A 19339-nucleotide genomic window follows, 5' to 3' on the forward strand; every position below is an offset into this window, starting at 1 on the left:
ATGACTATTTCTGAACTCTACATTTATCCAATTAAATCACTCGGGGGAATTCCATTAAAGGAAGTCGTGGTTGAGGAAAAAGGCTTTCGACACGACCGACGGTTTATGCTCGTTACGCCCGAAGGTGAGTTTATGACACAACGTTCGAACCACCAAATGACGTTGATCGATGTGGCTATTGAGGGCGATAAACTTCATGTTTGGCATCGCAGTCGCCCTGCCGATATACTGGTGTTACCATTAACGGTTTCTGAGCCATCCGGAACCATGCAGGTCGATATCTGGGATAGTAAAGGCGTTCCGGCCGTAACGGTTAGCGACGAAGCGGATCAATGGTTTACGGAAGCATTAGGAAAATCCTGCCGATTGGTATTTATGCCCGAAACTACGCATCGCGCTGTTGATGCTGATTACGCACGTGCTGACGATGCTGTCAGTTTTGCGGATGGTTATCCATACTTATTAATAAGCCAATCGTCTCTTGATTACCTGAATACCCAGCTACCTGAACCCATTACCATGCGTCGATTCAGGCCAAATATTGTCTCGGTAGATAGCCTGCCAAACGATGAAGATACCTGGGCAGAGTTTCGAATTGGCGAGCTTACGTTCTACGGCGTTAAACCCTGTGCCCGCTGCGTACTAACGACGATTGATCCCGAAACGGGTGAAAAAGGAAAAGAACCGTTGCGGACGTTGACTACCTATCGACAGTGGAAACACAAATTGCTATTTGGTCAGAATATGCTAATCAAGCCAACGGGTGAAGCTCCTATAGGAACGATCCGGGTTGGGCAGTCGATTGATATAATTCGTCGTCAGGAACCCTGGCTAGCGCCACCCGTCCTTACAGCCCAATAATCTACATACCATGGCTCCGGTATAATTACCTGTCATTTGCGAACAAGTAAGTGGTAACACCTTGATACGCTTGGCGGTTAAGTCTGATACTTCATTATTACTCAACATCATAAGACGTTCTGCTTTTGTCCACCTATATCCGAAATAGCTACTATTTGAGTTTCCCGGTCGTCATTGGGGCTGTGTTGTCGAATCGTATGGCTACGCGACTGTCTGGGATTGAGTCCATTCACTGGTCCACTCCGATTGTTCTGGCCTTAGCAGTATTTATCATTTATACCGCTGATCGACTTCTGGACGTCCAGAAATACAGTTCGGGAGCTTCCAGAACTCCCCTATCAGCCCGCCATCTATTTCACCGTCAGCATGAGATCGTACTTTGGCGGGTAGTCATCGGGGCAACGATTGTGGCGTTAATTCTCACGTTTTGCTTGCCAGGTAGTGTGATTAAATTTGGTGTTATGCTGGGCGTCATTTGCGCTGCTTACGTAGGTGGTGTATTTCGTCTTCCAGCCAGGCATCCGGCTTTATTATTGAAAGAACCTTTGGTTGCGGCTCTTTATACAGCTGGTGTTTGGGGGAGTGTTTGGGTTCAGCGTCCGAGCATAAGCAACATAGACATTGCTGAAAGTCTGATGTTTCTGGGAATTGCCTTTCAGAATCTGCTTCTATTCGCCGTGATGGAACAGCAGGAAACACCTGATGTACCGATGTTTTCTCTAGCCACTTTCTGGGGTGAAGATCGTTGTGATGTTATTCTCCGCTGGCTAACATTTGCTGTTATAGCAACAGGATTACTTCTTTGTTTTCTGACAAACGACCGATTTGCTCAACGGTCAGCCTTGATGCTCATTTTAATGAGTTTAACGCTTTACGGGATTCAACGTTACCCCGGCTACTTTCTTAAACACGAACGGTACCGTTGGCTGGGCGATGGCGTATTCTGGATGCCGGCTCTCGTGTTGTAACGAATCAGTGGGTAGATTTGGTGGTTGTTTTGGTCAATGAAGCAGTAGCTAAATAGGTGCAAACTGCCTCATCTTTGCTACATGCATATTGAACATCTTGCCATCTGGGTTCGTGATCTGGAACGAATGCGAATCTTCTACGAAACCTACTTTGGCGCCACTGCCAACGACAAATATATAAACCCGCGCAAAGGGTTTTCGTCTTATTTTTTGACCTTCCCAAACGCTGGGCCAAGGCTGGAAATCATGCAAATGCCTGGTGTAGAAGACAGCTTATCAGATGGAGTTATTCAATACACGGGACTTACTCACATGGCATTTTCTGTTGGTAGTGAAACAGCTGTCGATCAACTGACCGAACGATTCCGTGCAGATGGGTATCAAGTTGCAGGCGAACCTCGGCGGACGGGTGACGGCTACTACGAGAGCGTAGTTTTAGATCCAGAAAATAATCGGCTAGAAATAACGATTTAACCTCTCTAAAGGATTACTTTTTTCTTTGGAAGTTTGCTGATCGCCATCGGCTTGGCTTTCACCGTTTCCTTCACCGAACGGCTGGTCAGAATATCGAGGATAATTTGGGTCATGTACTCGCGTTTATTGAACACGATGTCATGTCGGTTTTCGGGCAGCAAAAACTGCTTTACCTGTGCATTAATCAAATGTTGCTGAGCAAACGACACGTTAGTTGGATACACCAATTCATCGCGCTGGCCGTGCAGCATCGTGATGTTCGATCGAATTTTTGGCCAATCGGGTAAGATGGCTTCCAATGCTTTTTGGTGAGCTAATTTTTCATCATTTGCCAGTCGAAGCAAAGGGGGAACGCCCCAACGCAGAAGTGGACTATCGACAAGATAACTAATTGGGTAAGTCCGCTCCAGGCCTGGCCCTAATGCCGACGAAACAAACACCACATGATCTACCCGATCAGGGTTATTCATCGCTAACCGCGCCGACACAGAACCACCATACGACGAACCGACAATCATCAGATAAGGCGCTTTCCGATATCGCTCAATAAGGGGTTGCAATAACTCAGCCTGACGAACAATAGACGTTTCGACCCGGCCATAATCGGAGTACCCGTAACCAGGTCGATCAACAGCCACTAACTGAGCCCGACTCAGTAGCGTTGTGTCTTTAAAAAAGTCTTTGAAAAACGATAATGAACTGGGAGCACCGTGAATAAACAGCACAACGGGCAACGCCGAATCGCCAGCTAGAGCAGGCGTTTCAATAAAGCGAATGGTTCGGGGATTCTCTGCATACGTAGTGCCAACCTTCTCACCCCCAACCTGATAGGAATGAACAACAGGACGAATACGTTGCGACTGGAACTCTTCAGCCAACTCTTCGTTGGTTTGTCGAGAATCAACAAACCAGGCTCCAATGACCACACAAACCGCTAAGACGAATACCGTCAGCAAACTCCAGTAAAGTATTCGGACAAAGCGTTTCATAACCGTAGTATGTGGATAGAACACAAGCAAATTTTTAGCCAGATTATGGTTTATAAATTTGCTTACTCAATCCTACTGTCGAATGCCTGTCGTATCAGGGATGGCGGTAGGATCAGGTTCCGATGGCGTCGGTAAAAACAGGGAATCACCCATTTCAGTCGATATATCGCTTGAATCAGATTCCTCGACAGCATCGTCGTCATTTGGACCACAATTCAAATAATTTTTTGTAATACCCTCCGCTTTCGGGAAAGGGGCCTGTAAACTCTTAAATTTCGGATCGGCGTATACTTTCTCCAGAAAACGACCTACCAATGGTAACGCCGTTTTGGCTCCTTCTCCTAAATCGGTCGAGCGGAAGTGAATACTCCGATCATCTCCTCCAACCCAGGCACCGACAACCAGATTGTTTGAAACTCCAACAAACCAGCCATCGGAGTTGTTCGATGTTGTGCCGGTTTTTCCACCCATTTCATTGTGATTCTTAAATAAATCGTACGACCACAAGTTCTGCGACGTACCGCCCGACTCCTGCAAACCGCCCTGCAACATGTAGCGCATCAAAAAAGCCGATTCTGGACTAATGGCTCGTTTGTGCTGACTGGAAAACGTTTCAATCACATTTCCGTCGCGATCTTCGATTCGTTGTACAATTATTGGCTCGGTTGACTCGCCATCATTAATAAAGGTACAATAGGCACCAACCAACTCATACAGAGACACATCCGACGAGCCAAGTCCAATAGAAGGCACCGCCTGTAATCGACTTTTGATCCCCATTCGATGGGCATATGCCGCTACACGCTCAGGCCCAACCTGATCGGTTAGCTGGGCTGTAATGGAATTTACCGAACGAGCCATTGCCCGACGCAAGGTCATATTCGAGTATGAAAAATAACCCGTTGAATTTCGAGGCTCCCAGACTTTGTCTTGCCCGTTTTCACGGTATTCTTTGCGGAATGGCCGATCCTGAATTCGATCGCAGGGGCTAAGGTTCATCAGTGTATCGTCGATAACGGTCGTATAAACGAACGGCTTAAACGTCGATCCTGGCTGACGTTTTCCTTGCTTTACATGGTCATATTTGAAATAGTCGTAATCCAAACCGCCAACCCACGCTCGTATATAACCCGTACGAGGGTCCATAGCAACCATACCTGCCTGTAAAAAATGTTTGTAATAGGCAATGGAGTCGTAAGGCGTCATTTCGGTAGAATCGTACCCGCGCTTATTGGTCCAGCTAAATACCCGCATTTTATACTTCTTGTTCTTCATGTAATACATGATCGAATCCGGGTAAAGCGGCATAAATCGGCGACTAAGCGATTTGTATCGTTCCGTACGTCGAGCTACTGAATCGATAAATCCAGGGAGTTCATTTCCGTCTTCATCGGTCCACGGATTTCGCCCACGCCAGTGATTATCGAACGTGCGCTGTAATTGTTTCATTTTCTCACCGGTCGCTTCTTCAGCGTATTTCTGCATTCGCGAGTCGATGGTCGTTACAATCCTTAGCCCATCCGTATCCAGATCGTACCCATTGTCTTCACCCCATTTTTTTACGTAATCCTGAACAGCATTTTTCAAGTAACTGGCAGGGCCTGAATATGGATTTTCGGGTGTAAAATCTGTTTCCAGCGGTAATGCACTGATCGAATCAGACTGGTGTTTCGTCAGAAAATTGTATTTCGACATTTGCGCCAGTACAACGTTTCGACGTTCGCGTGAACGTTCAGGATTTCGGAGCGGATTATAACTTGTCGTAGCTTTCTGTAAACCAACCAAAACGGCACCTTCCTGCACATTCAGGCTATCGGGCACTTTGTTAAAAAAGGTCCGGGCAGCGGTTTTCAGTCCGAAAGCATTACTACCAAAATCAACTGTATTGAAATAATAGGTAATGATTTCATCTTTTGTGAAATTACGTTCCAGCTTCATTGCCATCAACCATTCTTTCGACTTGTAAATGACTTTGCGAATAAACGGAATTCGGGTGAGCAGCCCTGTATTCGTTTTACGACGGGTTTTGAATAGGTTCTTGGCTAATTGCTGAGTAATAGTTGAACCACCCCCGTCTTTCCCCAGGCTAATAACAGCCCGACCAATAGCCCGTGGATCAATACCACTGTGTTCGTAAAAACGGGCATCTTCAGTCGCCACCAAGGCATTGATAAGCTGTTTTGGAATATTCTCGTATTTGATTGGCGTACGATTTTCCGCATAAAACTTACCAATCAGCACACCATCCTGCGAATAGATTTCAGATGCCTGATTCAATTTCGGATTCTTCAATTCCTCAACACTAGGCATGGATCCTGTCAGATACAGGAAGTTATAGTTGAGAATAAAAACATAAATTCCCAGCGCCAGAAATCCCCAGAGAAAGGCTTTAACACCGCCTTTGAGATAAGGATAATACCAGGATTCAGGATCGATGTATTGATGAACGGTCGAACGGATACGGTCGCGAAAGCCATGATAGGTTTCAATCCATGAACTGACACGTTCTTCCCCAGCGATTCTTGCGATTTGTCGACCAACTCCGCGTTTGACACTGCCCAACTTGGCAGAGCGTTGTCGAATCCGTTTTCGGAACGCCCCAAAAGCATGCCGAACGGTACGGAATCGCTCCCTATAATGACTCATGCGTTTTTCTAAGAAAACTCCTTACACTCGTTTATCGCCGGCCGCTAACCAGCCTGCTACCAGACAGAAGAAATCGACCCGATTTATCCCTACCGGGCCGCAAAGATAATGCATTTTCAACCGATGTAATAGCCAAAAACCGGGCTGTATACACAACCCGGTTCGCTCTATAATGTTAGATTTTGTCAAGGATTCAGTTTATACCTATTTCTTCTCAAATGTTAAGGCTACGCCGTTCATACAATAACGCAGGCCCGTAGGTTTGGGGCCATCGTTGAAAACATGGCCCAGATGACCTCCACAAACATTGCACAATACCTCAGTCCGGATCATGCCATACGACTTATCCGTAACATCCTTAACGGCATTTTTCGAGATTGGTGCGTAGAAGCTAGGCCAGCCCGTTCCCGACTCAAATTTAGTATCCGACGAGAACAACGGACTATGGCAACCTGCACAGTAAAACACACCGTGACGATGTTCCTCAACCAACGGGCTTGTACCGGCCCGTTCGGTACCATGTTCGCGCAAAACGGCGTATTGATCCGATGTCAGGATTTTTTTCCATTCGGCATCTGTTTTCACAACTTTCTTAGGCGGATTATCATCCGAAAAAGAAGGCGGTGTCAGCGTAATAGCAGACATAAAACAGGCAGGTATCAGGAGCAAAAGGAGATTTTTCATTTGTTGTCTATGGCTAAGCGTTATACCCTACTATACGTTTTTTGAGCGCTTTAGGATTGTTTTCAGGATAATTTCAGACAATAAGATCACCTCAATCCTTCTCAGAAATGGCTACTATGAAAACAAAAAAATAGGGGGACTCGTTCAGGCATTTACTGGCGAAACAGCCAGCAATGTAGAGAGCGTAGGAGTTGGGCTACCACCACGTTTTTCAACAGTTACGGCAAAAGCATCAGCCCGCAACACAGTCCGGTTAAGCCGCTGTACCAACTCATTCCCGTTGGTTGCGTCAAATACGCCAGCATCAACCGGCTTACCATCCACCATCGACCAGAGTTGATACTGCTTATCAGCCGGTAATGCAGGTAATGACCGAACGTCTATAGCTACCTGATGCGTAGCCGTATTCCAGAACACAAGCAAATCGCCCTGAGGGGCTTTCTCATTGCCCTTCAATTCGACTGTCCGCAAACCAGGTTGGTGTAATAGCGCCAGCGTTTGATTTGTACGGGTCTGACTATCCTTTAGTTGACGTATATCAGCCTGAAGTGATTCGTTCGACGTACGGGCGGCTGCTAAGGTTTTCTGGTTGGTTCTTAACTCCGATAATAGATAGAAAGAAAATAATAAGAGTAAAAGTCCCATCGATGCTGCCACAATCCAGGTAACCCGATACGTTGGGCCATCCACGGGCAGAGGCCGGACAATCGCTTCGCTTTTTTCTTCTGCTATTACCTTTGGTCCACCAAACTCCAGTTCTTTCAGTAATTTATCTTTTATCGAAGCAGGGGGTTCAACACTATGTGAAAGTGCATAGTTTTCCAGTGCCGCCGATAATTGATCGAGTTCCTGCCGTACTTCAGGATAAATAGACGAAAGGCACTCTACCTCACGTCGCTCCTGGTCGCTTACTGCGCCCATGACGTAGGATTCTAAGATGCCAGACGCTATGTATTCTGTAATATTCATAACCTAAGTACTTCAAAGCTAGTTGTCCTGTTCAGTAGTTGGCATTATCGCTCAATGCGTTGATGGACTGATTCTTATCAATCATCGGATGCCAATCTAATAACCGCTAACTATTCACTTTCCGTTCATTATTTAAACAACTGTTTCAACTCCTGTAAAGCCGCCCGAATTCGTGTTTTTACAGTTCCAAGCGGCAGATTAAGCTTTTCAGCGGCTTCTTCGTGAGTGTATCCGCTGAAATACACCAGATCAATCAATTGTTGTCGATCGGGCCTTAGCTGATTGACAACATCTTTAATACCAATGTGTTCAGGATTCGGTTGTTGCGTATTATGCTGCCGATCAACAATATGTACGTTGTCTTCATCAGTTCGGATTGCAGCAGAAGGCTGAGTTTTTTGCGCCCGTAATGAATCTATTGCTGAATTACGAGCAATATTCAGCATCCAGGTGAATAATCGCCCTTTGCTGGAATCATAGGCATCCAGATTTTTCCAGATTTTAACAAAAATATCCTGAAGGAGGTCGGCAGCTTGTTCCTCATCCCGCACAATGCGTAATACAACACCATATAGCGCGGGGGAATACTGATCGTAAAGCCACTGAAAAGCCTGCTGATCGCGCTTAATAAGCTTTTCGATCAGGACGCTTTCCGATACTAGAGAAGATTGGCGTTTCACACGGACAGTATTAGTTGGTCCAAATATAGAAGAATTTTAAAAAAACGAACGGACATATAAACGTTAATGTCCGAACCAGTAACGGATTATTGAATCAAGTTGTTAGCTATGAGCGAAGAAAATATAAAGTAATCGTATTTAATAACAGCAACATGTCCGTAATTTTTACGCATTGAGTAGCGAAAAACCACGGACATGTCGCTGTTGTAGAACCCTCTACCGAAAGGATGCGCCGGTTTTGGGCATCAAGATCGTTTCAATACTATACACCATTCCGTTTGCTTGGCGATCACCCGTAGGGTCAACCCGAACTGTATTTCCCCGTTCATCCATTAACGAGATTTGCCCGTTGGTCTCCGATGCGGTCAGTGTTGCGCCTGAAAGTGTTTTTAATTCAGCCTTACCATTCCCACCTTTGATTTTTTGAGTTAATTCATTGGCACTCAATGATCCACTAATAACATGATACGATAGCAATTGCTTCAACGCATCCCGATTGCTACCATCCAGCAAACCACCCTGTACTGCCGTCGGGAGCTTTTTGAAGGCGGCATTGGTCGGTGCAAAAAGCGTATACGGGCCAGTGCCTTTAAGGGTTTCAAATAAATCGGCCGATTGAAGCGCATTTTGCAGCATTGTATAATTAGGCGACGAAGAGACAAAATCGCCAACACTGGTATTTCGGGTCGTACTACCTGCCTTTATAGCAGGAGATTCCGTTGTTTTCGCTCCTTTTATAGCTTCTACAGTTCCGGCATTTGAAGTAGCTTCGCTCACCTTCGTTTGGCCATCTGCGGGCATTGAAGGAGTTGTTGAATTTTGTGTATTTGGATTACTACCCGCCCCGGTAGGCGCATTTGTCACATTGTTACTGTTGTAATTCGTGGTATTACTATTATTAATTGTAGTACCATCGCTGGCTGAGCTTTGCCGATATTGAGCATCCTGTGGAGTTGTATTAGTCGTACCATTGGCTGTCCGAGCGTTCTGATTCATCTGACGTCGATTTTGTCTCATGGCTCGTTTCTGACTGCGATCGGGCTTGGCAGGCGTTGAATCAGGAGCAATGGCTCCCTGCGGAATCGTAGTTGAAGTAACCGTTCCAGTCGGTGTTGTCTGGGCGTAAGTGGTAAGAGAGGCCAGTGCGATCCCTGTCGCAAACAGGCCTAAAAGTCCATTTATTTTCATAACGTTTCGTCTTCTGTTCGACGGGTCGAGTGTGCAGTTTTAACCACTTTTCAGATAAAAAGTTTGTCATTTGATACCTATTGTTTGCAGAAAGGCCGGTAGATTTGCCTGCGTCACAACAAACCACAAGCCGATCGTATGCAGTCGATTCTTCCATTGCCTACCCAGACCGTTAAACCTGGTACTAGCACTGGTCAGCATTTCTGGCCTACCGAACCAACCAGCGCTCACCCAACCATTGATTCATATTCACCAGCCGATGGGCAACTCATTGCCCGCGTTCAGACATCAACGCGGTCCGATTACGACCAGGTTGTTGAAACCGCGCAGGCTGCTTTTGCTCAGTGGCGACTCGTTCCAGCACCGCGCCGTGGGGAGATCGTTCGTCAGATGGGCGATCAGTTCAGGCTTTACAAACGGGAACTGGGAACACTGGTTAGTTACGAAATGGGGAAGTCGCTTCAGGAAGGGCTGGGCGAAGTGCAGGAAATTATCGATATCTGCGATTTCGCCGTTGGTCAATCCCGCCAATTATATGGTCTTTCTATGCATTCCGAGCGACCTGCCCATCGGATGCTCGAGCAATGGCACCCATTGGGCGTTGTCGGCATTATTTCGGCGTTTAATTTCCCCGTAGCTGTCTGGTCCTGGAATGCCATGATTGCCTGGGTATGTGGAAATGTATGTATTTGGAAACCATCCGAAAAGACACCATTAACAGCGTTAGCCTGTCAGCAGATTATTGGCGAAGTACTCCGTAATAACGACGTACCTGAAGGAGTTTCGTGCCTAATTACTGGAGGCCGAAACGCTGGCGAGTGGCTAGCCCGCGATCCACGGATTGCACTTGTTTCGGCTACAGGCAGTACACGTATGGGCAAAGAAGTAGCTACAACGGTAGCCAGCAGACTCGGGAAATCGTTGCTTGAATTAGGCGGCAACAATGCCATTATCGTATCCGAACATGCCGATCTCGATCTGGCGATTCCCGCTATTGTGTTTGGTGCTGTCGGTACGGCCGGCCAACGTTGCACAACTACCCGGCGAATTATTATTCAGGAAAGTATTTACGACGACGTAAAGAATAGACTCAAAAAAGCCTACGCGCAACTCCGCATCGGTAATCCCTTAGATGAGTCATTTCACGTAGGCCCTCTAATCGACCAGGCAGCAGTAATTGCTTATCAGCAGACCGTTCAGGAAATACGCGAACAGAAAGGGAAATTTGTTGTCGAACCAGGTATTTTAGATGGATTAGGATTTGAGTCTGGTTGTTACGTTCGGCCATGCATTGCCGAAGCCGAAAATGACTGGCCTGTCGTTCAACGAGAAACGTTTGCGCCAATTCTTTATCTACTCAAATACAGCACGTTAGATAATGCCATTGCACAACAGAACGCCGTACCACAAGGATTATCATCCGCTATTTTTACGCTGAACCTACGCGAAGCGGAGCGATTTCTGTCGGCCGTCGGATCGGATTGTGGCATTGCCAATGTAAATATTGGTACGTCAGGAGCTGAAATCGGCGGTGCGTTTGGGGGAGAAAAAGAAACCGGCGGTGGCCGTGAATCAGGTTCTGACGCCTGGAAAGCCTACATGCGCCGACAAACCAACACAATTAATTACGGAACTACAATGCCGCTGGCGCAGGGCATCACGTTCGAATTGTAATTAACTAGTTAACTCGCTGAAGAAAGTCGATCCAGTTTACAGGTATCAATGAGCGGCAGGCTTGTAGGTCCATATACTACCGTTCTTTGTCCTGAGTCGGGTTAAATGCCCCTGAGCCGTTAAATTCTGTAAATAAGGTTCACTGTCTTGCCGTGGTAATCCTGATAGTTCCGCAAATTCACGGGCAGTCATCGTATTATACGTAGTGAACAAACTCTCCCAGTCCTGCCTGATTGGGGTTTTGGCCGCTGTAGACAGTTGTTTACGGAGAGCGTCCTCATAAACAGCGTAAGGTTTTAACCCATATACTTTCTCTTGAGTACCCTGACTGTCGACAAAAAATAGCGTAGGAAAACCCCGAACGCCCAATTGTTTCCCTAAGACCAAGTCATCAGCGAAAGCGTCTTTAGCTTTTCCTTCGTAGTCGGCTTTAAACTGATTCAGATCAAGTTCTGTCTTCTGAGCTGCAGCTACTAAATGCTCCCATTTAGTAATGTTTTTCTTTTGCAGAAAGACCATTTCACGCATCTCCCGCAAAAAGCAAACAGCCTTATACTGATCCTGTAGTTGAGCCGCTTTGAAAGCAATGGAGGGTGGATAGGAGGAATTCAGGGGGTCTTCCAGCCAAACATCGCCGTCGATAGGCATATCGTAATGCAAACTCACTTCGTCCCAATGATGAGCCACATCCGACGGTTTGCTGATACCTCCACTGTTATAACTCCAGTCGGGTAGTAAGCCGCCCATACGGTATTCAATGTCGATTTGCTGGCCGTATTCGAGTTTCAGTTTCCGTAGTTGAGGCTCAATTCCCCAACATGTGGAGCAGATCGGATCCGTATAATAGATGATTTTAACCCGTTGCTTATCGGTAGTTATAGCTTGTTTCTGCGTAGAGGCTGTAGAATCAGGCATTTCACAAATACCTGATTCAATATCGCACAGGAGCGGGTTAGTGGTTTGCGTTTCCATAATTCTGAGTAACTTTCTCACAAAGTTGGCACACTAACAGGCTTCCAGTCAATTAGTCAGAAAAAGTTGACTATAAGAAAAATGCAAAAACTTGATAGCACATGTCCGGCTGAAGAGTTGCTCCGGTTGCTTTCCGGTAAATGGAAACCACAAATCATTCGGCTAGCGGTGGACGGATCAGTCCGCTTCAATTCGCTACTACGCCAACTAGAAGGGAGTAATAAACAATCGTTAGCAGCTTCGTTAAAAGAGTTGGTGAATGAAGGCTATTTAGACAAGATTGTGGTTAAACAGAAGCCTTTACATATTGAATACCGTTTGTCGGAGAAGGGCAAAGCACTAATTCCGGTCTTTATGCAACTGGAAAAGTTATAAAAGAAATACACCTTCGTAATGGATGAGCTCTATTAGTTAATAGCAGATTGTGCGATACGGTGTGGCGTCTGACTCCAGAGATATCTCTTACTCCAAATTCGTTGAAATATTCATGCGTCTTTTCTTAGTTGGATTGCTCGTCGTATTTCTGTTGCCTATGTTGGCAATAGCTCAGCAACAGCCCGCCAATCGCCCGACTATAGCAGCTGGTTACCCGTTAATTATCAGGAAGATTCAGTAGAATCGTATGTACTTCCAGATCTATTGGCCTGTGCAGCCAGCCTGTTAAAAATGCAAAAACATGGACGCCAAAACGTCGTCTGAAACTCCTGAAGCTGGTTGAAGAGCGTCACATTTAGGCAAGACCGTTCTCTGGGCAGGTATACACGACACCCGATTTAAAGTGGTTGTTGCCAGTATTTCCGGGGAAGGGGGAGGGGCTTTAAGTCGGCGGAATTATGGCGAAACCGTTAAGCACATTACTGATCCAACTCGGTATTTATACCAGTTTGCGACCAATTATCATGCCTATGGTAATAAGTCGAGTAGTTTGCCTATTGACGGTCATGCACTAGTTGCCTTGATGGCTCCCCGAGCCCTGCTTCTGCAAACGGGTAGCACCGATTATTGGTCAGATCCTAAAGGCGAAGTTCTGTCAGCTGTAGCCGCAACGCCTGTCTATACATTATTTGGAGAAACAGTTCCTCAAACAACAACCATACCCCCAGCTAGAGATACCTCGCTCCTATTAAATCGTCTTGGTTATTTTATGCACGAGGGTGGCTACACGGTTTTTCCTACCGACTGGAAACATATCATTGCGTACCTGAAAAAGTACCTTTAATTGTAGTGAGTTTCGCGCAGGTCAATGCCGTAAAACAGAGAAGAAGGGGCAGAAACACGATTTCTAGCTTCGATATCCGTTTGATATCCCATATCAATGATACTTACACAACACTGAATCGTTTGCTGACAAACTGTATAAATTTGCTGGCTACGCTCAGTTTTAAACTGGCTTACCTCCTGGGCGCATTTGTCGCAAACTTCAATACAGGTTTTAGCTAATAGTCGTGCATTTTCTGAGCCGCGAACGTAAAAAGTGGCTAGATGACGGCACATATCGGCACAGTCCAGGTTCAGTAAGATACTTCTGTACCAAATCTCAATATCTTCATAGCCAGAACATTCTGTCGCAAAGTCGTTGCAAACAGCAGCGCAGTTTGTAAGCGCATCATAAATACTTTTCTTCCAGATCATTGTAATGAGTGATTAAGATGGGCAGTTGCAATTAGGCGAAAAGTGGATCACTTTTAATAGACCACTCAGGCTGAGATCGTAAGCAACGCGCCCAACGACGAGCTTCTTCAACACTAATCATAATGATGTGGTGCTGATCTAACTGCCCTTGCTCCTGCAGTTGATTAGCAATTTCAATGGCTTTGGCCCGTGTAGTGGGGTTGAGCGACCGCATAGCTGCTGGGAAATGAGTAGTAGACCACATAGTTCTGGGAAATAGGTTTGATAACATGTAGCCTAATATTGTGCCACTTCTTTTATCAATATACGTCTGCCTGTCTGGCGCGACAACACATGACTGACTATCAACATATTACATCTGAACAAATAGACATACTTCACAAATAATATTTTATTCGGCTGTGTATGTGTATAATTCCAGGTGGGAAACTGTGTATTTTTCTACCCAATCTGTTCCACAAAAAAATAACCAGCTTTCCACAGAAAGCTGGTTACCAAAAAGTTAGTTAGATAGTTGTGTTATTTAGGAAAGTAAAGCCGGAAAGTTGTTCCCTGTCCTTCCTGACTTTCTACTTCAATAGAACCTTTATGACTATTAATAATATTCTGTGTAGCGGTTAAGCCTAATCCCATTCCACCCGATTTCCCAGTAAAGAAAGGATCAAAGAGTCGCTGCCGAACCGATTCGCTGATTCCTTCACCATTGTCGCTTACTTCTACATACACCCGGTTATTGTCAGTACATGAGGTTCTAACAGACAGTACACCTTTGCCCTCGTCCATGGCCTCCACAGCATTAACCAGAATGTTTAACAAAGCGGTTTTTACCTGATCCCGGTCGAGTAAGGCGATGCAGTTATCTGAGGAAAACGATGTTTCGAGCCGCATTCGCTTTAGTTTGATGCGATCGCTGATGAGTTGCAGAGTTTCTTTGACGACAATATTGAAATCCTGTTTTTTTCGATCTAAATCTCTCGGTTTAGACGAATTGAGCATCTCGGTAATGAGTTGACCTATTCGGTCTACGTTACGGCCAATGATGTCCGTAAACATCGTAACGTATTCATTATCAATATCCAGCTCGTCTTTCAGTTGTTCAAGTGCCAGACTGAGGTTCGTCAGGGGATTACGTACTTCATGGGCAATACTGCGGGCAATTTTCCCTGTCATGCTCAGCTTTTCCGCCAGAATTAAATCCTGTTGCGCCCGTTTCTGTTCTGTAACATCACGAACGATTCCCTGATACCATTCGGGGTGTCCAATTATATCTTCGACTGCCCAGACAGAAATCTGACAAATGCGTTTCCGACCGTTTCGATGAATAAGCGTCGTTTCGAAATCTTTGATCTGGCCATGTTCGCGAACGTTGAACCGGAGATTACGTAACTGATTCAAGTCCGCAAAAAGGCGGGCCGGATTAATATGGCGAAGTTCGTCACGACTATAGCCCAATAGTCGCTCGACGGAAGAGTTGGCATCCTGAAAACGGAGTTCATCATTCGCCACAAAAATGGCGTCGATCGAGCGTTCAAACAGGGTTCGGTATTTATTTTCTTTTTGGGCAACTTCGGCCAGTACACTGGCCTGCCGAAGGGCATACCGAATACTACGCCCGAGAAGCTGAGCATCAATCCGTCCTTTTACAAGAAAATCGGCAGCACCTAATTCAAGAGCCGACTGATCGACAGTCAGGTCGTCTTGTCCTGTCAATAAAATCATTGGCGCCCGACACCCCATCCGAAACGCTTCCTGAATCAGATCGATGCCGGTATAAGGACCTAAGCGAAAATCAACCAGATATACATCGTGTTTCCCTTCATCAATCGCTTTGAGCGCGCGCTCGTAACTATCTACCCAATCAAGTTTAATCGAAGCGTTTTCCTTAACCGAAACCAAGGCTTTGGTAAGCAAATAATCGTCTTCGTCATCTTCAATCAAAAGCGTACGAATAATTTCTTTCTTGTCATTAGCGGCAATCGCAACAGGGGGATTCATCATAACCAGGAGATCAGGAATAGTAGCCGCAAGTATGGGGCAGTGTGGAGTAGATTTGCTTCTAATGTCAACTATTTATGGCAATTTGACTGTATCCAGCCAGTATGTTTTCAAAGCCGTAACCATTTCAATCAGGCGATTAAAATTAAAAGGCTTTGTTACAAATGAATTGACTCCCAAATTATAGGTTTTCAACACATCTTCGTCGGCCGTAGACGTTGTCATTACAACGACTGGCAATCGACGCAGTTTAGGGTCATCTTTTATTTCACTAAGCGCCTGAAAACCATTCTTCCGGGGCATATTCAGGTCCAGAATCAATAAATTGGGCCACGGTGCAGTCTGCTCATTATAACGCCCTTCTTGGCGTAAATATTCCATCAACTCTTCGCCATCTTCAACAAATTGAATATTGTGAGTATATCCACTCTGTCGAAGAGCCTTATCCATAAACAGACGATCATCTGTATCGTCGTCAGCAATCAGGATCGTCATTAGCACAGGTTTACGGTGCATACTATTCAGTAAAAGTTACGGACAATTAAGTAGTTGTTAATTTCTTCTATACTAGCGAATGGTAACACTATTTATCTATGAATGTAATTAATTTATCTTTAATGATGTTAAAGTAATCTTGGTAGGATTTTTCGAGACAAAAATACTCAAAATTATTGACCGATTACGAAATTGATTTCACACACTGGCAATTATGTAAATAAAATGCTCAAAATAATAAATTACACAGTTCGCATAGTACGCCTTCTGATCCCTCTTCAAACTTACTCTTTGACGAATCGGACAGTAATAGGTTTCTAAGATAGCTGAAATTTAAAAACCTGAGCGACGAACTCCACGGAATGGGGAAATTCTTACCCATTTTTCTAGAATAAATTACTTCATATATCGTCCTGGAGATTGTCCCAAAACAAAGCTAGACGAAGTCTAAAGGGACATTTTAGCCTATACGGCCATATTTGGCACGAATTTATGGTCGCCTACAGGCAGAATCGGTCGTAATCGAATTCTATTTTAACTCACTAACGTTTATGAAAAAGTCAGTAAAAATCTCACTTGCAACAATGGCTCTGGCTATAGGAGCATTTATTCTAACTTCGGTTGATGCAAAAGCGCAAAGCAACGCACGAGTTGGATTGAAAGGTGGTTTAAATGCAAGTTCACTATTCTATGATAGCCAGGGAGCAACCAGCAAAAATGAACGAATTGGTTTCCATGTAGGTGTATTTGCCCAAGCGCCCGTTGGCGAGTTTTTTGCCATTCAGCCAGAACTACTTTATATGACCAAAGGAGCTTCGGCTACCTATGATGTGATCGGCTTTACTGGCCGAAACACGTTTAAATTGAATTATGCGGAGTTACCCGTTTTAGCAACGTTTAAACTAGGACAAGCTGTTGAGTTGCAGGCTGGCCCATATGTTTCTTATCTGGTTAACTCGAATCTTACATCAAATGGAGAGTTTGGTAACGGTACTAGCGCTATCAACCGGGATAACTTCAACAAAGTTGACTATGGTATCGCGGGTGGTCTGAATCTCTACTTTGGGAAAGCTCTTATTGGGGCTCGTTATGAACAGGGTTTGCAACAGATCGCCAACAGTGGTGCTGCGAAAACAGTGCTTGGCAATGCGAAAAACGGTGTTGGCTTGCTGTCTGTTGGATTCAGTTTCAACTAATAGAAAGTCGTTGTCTCTCTTTCTGTAGTGCATTTAACATCAAACAGTCCCTTTTTAGATCAGTAGTTTTGAGATCTAAAAAGGGACTGTTTTTGCTTGGCCGGGAATTACCTTTATGGACAAACTATTTTGTAGAACGTATAGCTCAACGTTAGAGCGATGTACGTATAATTGTCGCTAAGCGAAGGATTGCCCTGAGTCGTTTTAGTTACTGCAGGCCCAAATGTAACATCACCCAGAGCATCTAAGTAGTCGTGTCTGGTAAATCGTGTACCAAATTCAGCACCAACGCTCCAGGGACGCTTTATTTCATATTTCACACCAATGCCTAGCGGATAGGTCATAACACCTCCTACTCGAATAACGTCGTTATTGAATTTGCAAACACCGATCCCACCAAATACATACGGAGTCCAGTTCTTCGCTTTTGGAGTTGGCGTATAGTTCAAAAAATTGTACTCAAAATCAACGGACAACTCATTAATGTTTGTGCGGAATGAGAAGTTACGTGCTTGTTGTAGTGGATCGCTGCTATACTTATCTTCCCCACGGATTCCGCCAATAGCTCCCGCAGCCCGGATTGAAAAGGAACGACTGACATTGTACCGAAAAAAAGCGCCAACAGCTGGTCGTATAAACCGAGGATTTATGGCTGGCGTTACGTCGTTTTTGCTAAGCATCCCCCCCAAACTGGCGCCCAGTTCAATTTTCTGTGCCTGTACATTAAGGCTGATAAAAAGCCCGACTATAATCAGTCGGGCTGCATTTACTAAACATGCGTGCATATAGCCAGTAACAATATCCTTAATCAGCTCTATTTAATAGGTGGGCACTTGATTTTGCCCGGAATAACATACTGAATCGACAAATTAGTCAATAAATACCCATCCTGAGGAAATTTATTCGTTCCTCCTCCTCGAGCTACCATTGTAAAGAATTCAGGGTTGGTTTGCCGAAGTTGTTGAAGAGCATCACGCGTCTCATTAACTCGTGCGGCAACTGTTTGATTTCGGCGATCAGCCATAGGCAATGCAATTCCTTGTAGTGCATCAGGGCTTGCATAAATGCTCCCAACATCATCCAGGTAATTAGTAAATGTCATTCGGTAGCCAATCTCAATCCCCAGATTAAAATTCTCATTGAACCGATAGCGCACGCCTATGCCTGCAGGAATAGCTAATGTTACCAATGAGTATGGTTTTTCATAACCCGGTTGCCCCTGTCCTTCCGTGTGCAAAGGCTGAAGTTTAACCCATTTACTAAGTCGATATTGTTCCCGAAGAGAGTCTCCAGGCATTGCTTCAGGACTATGGGCCACTAAAGCTATACCACCAAATAAGTACGGAGCCACTTTTGGCCGAACTGATGAATTGCGTCCTTCCGGAATGAAATTATAAATACCGGTAACAGCAAATTCTTTTACATCATTCCGAAAATGCAGGTTCTGAATGTACTGAAGCGCGTATTTCTCTGGATTACTTTTCGCAAACGTATAATCGTCACCGACAATCCGAGCCCAGGTAAACATGGCACGTGCTGCAAATTTAGGCGTAAAAAAGCGTGTATATCCAAGTCCAACATTCCAGCGAGGTAGCGTAAACAGCGACTTTAAAGGGTAACTATACGGATTCATTTCCCCGAAATACGTTGATGTTCCGGCGCCAAATGTAACGGTCGAATAAGGAACAAAATGCGGATTTGGCCGTCGTTGCGCCGAACTTTCCGAAACAAACCCTACCAGCAAACCCAATGCCGCAACGCCTATTCGCAACTGCTTGTAGTTAATCATATTCTTAACATGCGTGAATCAACCAACGTTGACCGGTAGGCCAACCTATTCCGAAACGGCTGGCTCGTCGCTTTTATTGGCAAATCACTGTAAAAATTATGCCACAAATGGCAATTCAAAGTGGTAA

The 19339-nt window shown here is 45.1% G+C and carries 20 protein-coding genes and 1 pseudogene; 8 read left to right on the forward strand and 13 right to left on the reverse strand.

Going from position 1 to position 19339, the window contains the following annotated elements:
* From ACYVE4_RS28160 to ACYVE4_RS28170, 3 genes are all read left to right on the forward strand, one after another.
* On the forward strand, window positions 1-861 hold the full coding sequence (locus tag ACYVE4_RS28160; protein ID WP_461043747.1) for an MOSC domain-containing protein: 861 nt from the start codon (window positions 1-3) through the stop codon (window positions 859-861).
* A gap of 125 nt (window positions 862-986) precedes the next feature.
* Window positions 987-1829, forward strand: a complete 843-nt coding sequence (locus tag ACYVE4_RS28165; RefSeq protein ID WP_461043748.1) for a hypothetical protein — start codon at window positions 987-989, stop codon at window positions 1827-1829.
* An 81-nt stretch (window positions 1830-1910) separates the two neighbouring features.
* Window positions 1911-2303 (forward strand): VOC family protein, encoded by a 393-nt coding sequence (locus tag ACYVE4_RS28170; protein ID WP_461043749.1) that lies wholly within the window; start codon window positions 1911-1913, stop codon window positions 2301-2303.
* Between the two features lie 5 nt (window positions 2304-2308).
* Here ACYVE4_RS28170 and ACYVE4_RS28175 read toward each other — a convergent pair whose 3' ends face one another.
* The 6 genes from ACYVE4_RS28175 to ACYVE4_RS28200 all read right to left on the reverse strand — a co-directional run bounded on the left by ACYVE4_RS28175 (window position 2309) and on the right by ACYVE4_RS28200 (window position 9459).
* Window positions 2309-3292: an alpha/beta fold hydrolase gene (locus ACYVE4_RS28175; RefSeq protein WP_461043750.1), complete on the reverse strand. Its 984-nt coding sequence runs from the start codon at window positions 3290-3292 to the stop codon at window positions 2309-2311.
* 72 nt (window positions 3293-3364) lie between these two features.
* On the reverse strand, window positions 3365-5938 hold the full coding sequence (locus ACYVE4_RS28180; protein WP_461043751.1) for a penicillin-binding protein 1A: 2574 nt from the start codon (window positions 5936-5938) through the stop codon (window positions 3365-3367).
* A gap of 204 nt (window positions 5939-6142) precedes the next feature.
* Window positions 6143-6622 carry a peptide-methionine (R)-S-oxide reductase MsrB gene (gene msrB, locus ACYVE4_RS28185; RefSeq protein WP_461043752.1) on the reverse strand — a complete coding sequence of 160 codons (480 nt, stop codon included), beginning with the start codon at window positions 6620-6622 and terminating at the stop codon, window positions 6143-6145.
* A 144-nt stretch (window positions 6623-6766) separates the two neighbouring features.
* On the reverse strand, window positions 6767-7591 hold the full coding sequence (locus ACYVE4_RS28190; protein WP_461043753.1) for an anti-sigma factor: 825 nt from the start codon (window positions 7589-7591) through the stop codon (window positions 6767-6769).
* A 128-nt stretch (window positions 7592-7719) separates the two neighbouring features.
* Complete coding sequence (locus ACYVE4_RS28195; protein WP_461043754.1) at window positions 7720-8271, reverse strand: RNA polymerase sigma factor; 552 nt, start codon at window positions 8269-8271, stop codon at window positions 7720-7722.
* Between the two features lie 216 nt (window positions 8272-8487).
* On the reverse strand, window positions 8488-9459 hold the full coding sequence (locus ACYVE4_RS28200) for a fasciclin domain-containing protein (RefSeq protein WP_461043755.1): 972 nt from the start codon (window positions 9457-9459) through the stop codon (window positions 8488-8490).
* Window positions 9460-9597: 138 nt separating this feature from the next.
* Between ACYVE4_RS28200 and amaB the strand changes: the two genes are divergently transcribed.
* Window positions 9598-11133, forward strand: a complete 1536-nt coding sequence (amaB, locus tag ACYVE4_RS28205) for an L-piperidine-6-carboxylate dehydrogenase (protein WP_461043756.1) — start codon at window positions 9598-9600, stop codon at window positions 11131-11133.
* A gap of 45 nt (window positions 11134-11178) precedes the next feature.
* Here amaB and ACYVE4_RS28210 read toward each other — a convergent pair whose 3' ends face one another.
* Window positions 11179-12105, reverse strand: a complete 927-nt coding sequence (locus ACYVE4_RS28210) for a ClpXP adapter SpxH family protein (RefSeq protein WP_461043757.1) — start codon at window positions 12103-12105, stop codon at window positions 11179-11181.
* 81 nt (window positions 12106-12186) lie between these two features.
* On the opposite strand from ACYVE4_RS28210, the gene ACYVE4_RS28215 reads away from it, so the two are divergent.
* The 3 genes and pseudogenes from ACYVE4_RS28215 to ACYVE4_RS28225 all read left to right on the forward strand — a co-directional run.
* Window positions 12187-12480, forward strand: coding sequence for a winged helix-turn-helix transcriptional regulator (locus ACYVE4_RS28215; protein WP_461043758.1), 294 nt, complete (start codon window positions 12187-12189; stop codon window positions 12478-12480).
* 112 nt (window positions 12481-12592) lie between these two features.
* Complete coding sequence (locus ACYVE4_RS28220; protein ID WP_461043759.1) at window positions 12593-12721, forward strand: hypothetical protein; 129 nt, start codon at window positions 12593-12595, stop codon at window positions 12719-12721.
* 120 nt (window positions 12722-12841) lie between these two features.
* Window positions 12842-13324 (forward strand): annotated as a pseudogene (locus ACYVE4_RS28225) (glucuronyl esterase domain-containing protein); the annotation flags it as partial.
* Here the strand turns inward: ACYVE4_RS28225 and ACYVE4_RS28230 are convergent.
* The 4 genes from ACYVE4_RS28230 to ACYVE4_RS28245 all read right to left on the reverse strand — a co-directional run bounded on the left by ACYVE4_RS28230 (window position 13321) and on the right by ACYVE4_RS28245 (window position 16248).
* Window positions 13321-13737, reverse strand: coding sequence for a four-helix bundle copper-binding protein (locus ACYVE4_RS28230; protein WP_461043760.1), 417 nt, complete (start codon window positions 13735-13737; stop codon window positions 13321-13323). The pseudogene ACYVE4_RS28225 and the gene ACYVE4_RS28230 overlap by 4 nt on opposite strands.
* A gap of 31 nt (window positions 13738-13768) precedes the next feature.
* Window positions 13769-13981, reverse strand: a complete 213-nt coding sequence (locus ACYVE4_RS28235; protein ID WP_461043761.1) for a DUF2188 domain-containing protein — start codon at window positions 13979-13981, stop codon at window positions 13769-13771.
* 275 nt (window positions 13982-14256) lie between these two features.
* Window positions 14257-15735: a two-component system sensor histidine kinase NtrB gene (locus ACYVE4_RS28240; protein ID WP_461043762.1), complete on the reverse strand. Its 1479-nt coding sequence runs from the start codon at window positions 15733-15735 to the stop codon at window positions 14257-14259.
* Window positions 15736-15807: 72 nt separating this feature from the next.
* Window positions 15808-16248 (reverse strand): response regulator, encoded by a 441-nt coding sequence (locus tag ACYVE4_RS28245; RefSeq protein ID WP_461043763.1) that lies wholly within the window; start codon window positions 16246-16248, stop codon window positions 15808-15810.
* Between the two features lie 530 nt (window positions 16249-16778).
* Between ACYVE4_RS28245 and ACYVE4_RS28250 the strand changes: the two genes are divergently transcribed.
* Complete coding sequence (locus ACYVE4_RS28250; RefSeq protein WP_461043764.1) at window positions 16779-17423, forward strand: porin family protein; 645 nt, start codon at window positions 16779-16781, stop codon at window positions 17421-17423.
* Window positions 17424-17536: 113 nt separating this feature from the next.
* On the opposite strand, the gene porG is transcribed toward ACYVE4_RS28250, so the two are convergent.
* Both porG and ACYVE4_RS28260 read right to left on the reverse strand, forming a co-directional pair.
* Window positions 17537-18208 (reverse strand): type IX secretion system protein PorG, encoded by a 672-nt coding sequence (gene porG / locus ACYVE4_RS28255; RefSeq protein ID WP_461043765.1) that lies wholly within the window; start codon window positions 18206-18208, stop codon window positions 17537-17539.
* A gap of 29 nt (window positions 18209-18237) precedes the next feature.
* Entirely contained in the window at window positions 18238-19212 is a 975-nt protein-coding gene (locus ACYVE4_RS28260; RefSeq protein WP_461043766.1) for a hypothetical protein, read from the reverse strand.
* Between the last annotated feature and the right edge of the window lie 127 nt (window positions 19213-19339).

It is taken from the genome of Spirosoma harenae (assembly GCF_054776975.1).

Excerpts from the sequence above, each read along its gene's own strand:
- porG (WP_461043765.1), bottom strand. The coding sequence starts at position 18,208 with ATGCACGCATGTTTAGTAAATGCAGCCCGACTGATTATAGTCGGGCTT.
- ACYVE4_RS28175 (WP_461043750.1), bottom strand. The coding sequence starts at position 3,292 with ATGAAACGCTTTGTCCGAATACTTTACTGGAGTTTGCTGACGGTATTC.
- ACYVE4_RS28215 (WP_461043758.1), top strand. The coding sequence starts at position 12,187 with ATGCAAAAACTTGATAGCACATGTCCGGCTGAAGAGTTGCTCCGGTTG.
- ACYVE4_RS28220 (WP_461043759.1), top strand. The coding sequence starts at position 12,593 with ATGCGTCTTTTCTTAGTTGGATTGCTCGTCGTATTTCTGTTGCCTATG.
- ACYVE4_RS28260 (WP_461043766.1), bottom strand. The coding sequence starts at position 19,212 with ATGATTAACTACAAGCAGTTGCGAATAGGCGTTGCGGCATTGGGTTTG.
- ACYVE4_RS28240 (WP_461043762.1), bottom strand. The coding sequence starts at position 15,735 with ATGATGAATCCCCCTGTTGCGATTGCCGCTAATGACAAGAAAGAAATT.
- ACYVE4_RS28245 (WP_461043763.1), bottom strand. The coding sequence starts at position 16,248 with ATGCACCGTAAACCTGTGCTAATGACGATCCTGATTGCTGACGACGAT.
- ACYVE4_RS28250 (WP_461043764.1), top strand. The coding sequence starts at position 16,779 with ATGAAAAAGTCAGTAAAAATCTCACTTGCAACAATGGCTCTGGCTATA.
- ACYVE4_RS28170 (WP_461043749.1), top strand. The coding sequence starts at position 1,911 with ATGCATATTGAACATCTTGCCATCTGGGTTCGTGATCTGGAACGAATG.
- ACYVE4_RS28160 (WP_461043747.1), top strand. The coding sequence starts at position 1 with ATGACTATTTCTGAACTCTACATTTATCCAATTAAATCACTCGGGGGA.
- ACYVE4_RS28180 (WP_461043751.1), bottom strand. The coding sequence starts at position 5,938 with ATGAGTCATTATAGGGAGCGATTCCGTACCGTTCGGCATGCTTTTGGG.
- msrB (WP_461043752.1), bottom strand. The coding sequence starts at position 6,622 with ATGAAAAATCTCCTTTTGCTCCTGATACCTGCCTGTTTTATGTCTGCT.
- ACYVE4_RS28210 (WP_461043757.1), bottom strand. The coding sequence starts at position 12,105 with ATGGAAACGCAAACCACTAACCCGCTCCTGTGCGATATTGAATCAGGT.
- amaB (WP_461043756.1), top strand. The coding sequence starts at position 9,598 with ATGCAGTCGATTCTTCCATTGCCTACCCAGACCGTTAAACCTGGTACT.
- ACYVE4_RS28190 (WP_461043753.1), bottom strand. The coding sequence starts at position 7,591 with ATGAATATTACAGAATACATAGCGTCTGGCATCTTAGAATCCTACGTC.
- ACYVE4_RS28200 (WP_461043755.1), bottom strand. The coding sequence starts at position 9,459 with ATGAAAATAAATGGACTTTTAGGCCTGTTTGCGACAGGGATCGCACTG.
- ACYVE4_RS28235 (WP_461043761.1), bottom strand. The coding sequence starts at position 13,981 with ATGTGGTCTACTACTCATTTCCCAGCAGCTATGCGGTCGCTCAACCCC.
- ACYVE4_RS28230 (WP_461043760.1), bottom strand. The coding sequence starts at position 13,737 with ATGATCTGGAAGAAAAGTATTTATGATGCGCTTACAAACTGCGCTGCT.